Source organism: Sphingopyxis sp. KK2 (assembly GCF_001990265.1).
GTDB lineage: Bacteria > Pseudomonadota > Alphaproteobacteria > Sphingomonadales > Sphingomonadaceae > Sphingopyxis.
In genome coordinates, this window is the sequence record NZ_LYVN01000275.1 from 1 (window position 1) to 1891 (window position 1891).

The 1891-nt window shown below is 68.5% G+C and carries 3 protein-coding genes; all 3 read left to right on the forward strand.

From position 1 onward, the window contains the following. Positions 1-30 precede the first annotated feature (30 nt). Positions 31-291, forward strand: a complete 261-nt coding sequence (locus B1A78_RS21695) for a hypothetical protein (protein WP_077148899.1) — start codon at positions 31-33, stop codon at positions 289-291. Positions 292-308: 17 nt separating this feature from the next. After that, a complete protein-coding gene (lysA, locus tag B1A78_RS21700) occupies positions 309-1568 on the forward strand; it encodes a diaminopimelate decarboxylase (protein ID WP_077148900.1) in 1260 nt (419 codons plus the stop codon). 44 nt (positions 1569-1612) lie between these two features. Next, positions 1613-1891 (forward strand): bifunctional precorrin-2 dehydrogenase/sirohydrochlorin ferrochelatase (locus tag B1A78_RS21705; protein ID WP_306171668.1); only part of this gene is annotated, 279 nt, incomplete at its 3' end.

Below are 1891 nucleotides of genomic sequence, written 5' to 3' on the forward strand. Positions count from 1 at the left end.
GCGGCGCGCGCCGCGCTGGAGGAATAGGATATGGCAACGGCGAAAGCCTTCGCTCTGCTCGCGGCCGGTGCCGCCTGCGTCGCGGCGCTCGGCGCGTGCGGCAAGCGCGAGGATCTGAAGCCCGTCGCGGGCCAGGCCCCGCCGTCGCTGCCGGTCGGTGCCAAGACACAACCAACGACGGAGGAACTCACGACGCCCGACGCGCAGGCCCGGCCCGCGCGGGTCGACGAACTTCTTAAACGTTCGGAACAACGTGAACCCGACGATTTCGATTTACCGCCTCCGGGCTGAGTTCAGGACTTTCTCCAATGGATCAATTTGCACTTCGTGACGGCGTGATGCACGCCGAAGCCATCCCCCTGTCGCGCATCGCCGAAGAGGTGGGGACCCCCGTTTACGTCTATTCGCGCGCGATGCTCGAACGCCATGCGCAGGAATTTCGCGACGGGCTGAAGGACGTGCCGAAGAAGCACCTCGCCTTTGCGATCAAGTGCAACCCCAACCTCGGCGTGCTGCGCGTGCTCGCGCGGCAGGGCTATGGCGCCGACGTCGTCTCGGGCGGCGAACTCGAACGCGCGCTCGCCGCGGGCATGGCGCCGCAGGACATCGTCTTTTCGGGCGTCGGCAAGACCCGCGCCGAACTCGCGCTCGGCCTCGACCGCGGCATCGGCCAGTTCAACATCGAACATGAACCCGAAGGCGTGGCGCTCTCCGAAATCGCGCTGGGCAAGGAAATGACCGCGCCCGCCGTGCTGCGCGTCAATCCCGACGTCGACGCGGGCACCCATGCCAAAATCTCGACCGGCAAGGCCGAGAACAAGTTCGGTGTCGGCATCGACGCCGCCCCCGAAATCTTCGCCCGCCTCAGCGCGCTGCCGGGGCTCCAGATGCGCGGCATTGCGGTCCATATCGGCAGCCAGCTGACCAGCCTCGCACCGCTCGAGGCGGCCTTCGAGCGCGTCGGCCAGCTTGTCGCCGACCTGCGCGCGGCGGGGCACAGCATCACCCATGTCGACCTCGGCGGCGGCCTTGGCGTCACCTACAAGGCGGGCGACAATCCGCCGAGCATGGCCGATTATGGCGCGATGGTCGCGCGCGTGACCAAGGATTGGGACGTCACCCTGATGTTCGAACCCGGCCGCGTCATCGCGGGCAACACCGGCGTGCTGCTGACCGAGGTGCTGTGGGTCAAGCCCGGCGCGACGAACCCCTTCGTGATCGTCGACGCCGCGATGAACGATCTTGCGCGCCCCGCGCTCTACGATGCCTGGCACGACTTTGCCGCGGTGAAGCCGTCGGGCGAACGGATGACCGCGTCGATCGTCGGCCCGGTGTGCGAGACCGGCGACACCTTCGCGCGCGACCGTGAGACCGACCTTGTCGAACCCGGCGATCTCGCGGTGTTCCGCACCGCGGGCGCCTATGGCGCGACGATGGCGTCGACCTACAACAGCCGCAGCCTCGTCCCCGAAGTGCTCGTCGACGGCGACCGCTATGTGAAGGTCGCCGACCGCATCGCCGCGAGCACGATCATGGCCGCCGAGCGCGTGCCCGACTGGATCGACTGACCCAACCCCTCCCCGGATGGGGAGGGGCCTGTTATAGGTTTTGTATGGAGCAGCTTCCCATCTTCCTCAACCTGCAGGGCCGCACGGTCGTGCTGGTCGGGGAGGGGGAGGCTGCCGACGCCAAGGCGCGGCTGATCGAACGCGCCGGCGGGCGCATCGTGCCGCGATGGGAAGCGGGGGCGACCCTCGCCTTCGTCGCGCTCGATGACGGCGCCGAGGCCGCCGCCACCGACCTCCGCGCGCACGGGCTGCTCGTTAACGTCGTCGACCGCCCCGACCTCTGTGATTTCACGACCCCCGCGATCGTCGACCGCGCGCCGGTG

Bases quoted from the DNA above. Each gene is read 5' to 3' on its own strand.
- B1A78_RS21695 (WP_077148899.1), top strand. From the start codon at position 31: ATGGCAACGGCGAAAGCCTTCGCTCTGCTCGCGGCCGGTGCCGCCTGC.
- lysA (WP_077148900.1), top strand. From the start codon at position 309: ATGGATCAATTTGCACTTCGTGACGGCGTGATGCACGCCGAAGCCATC.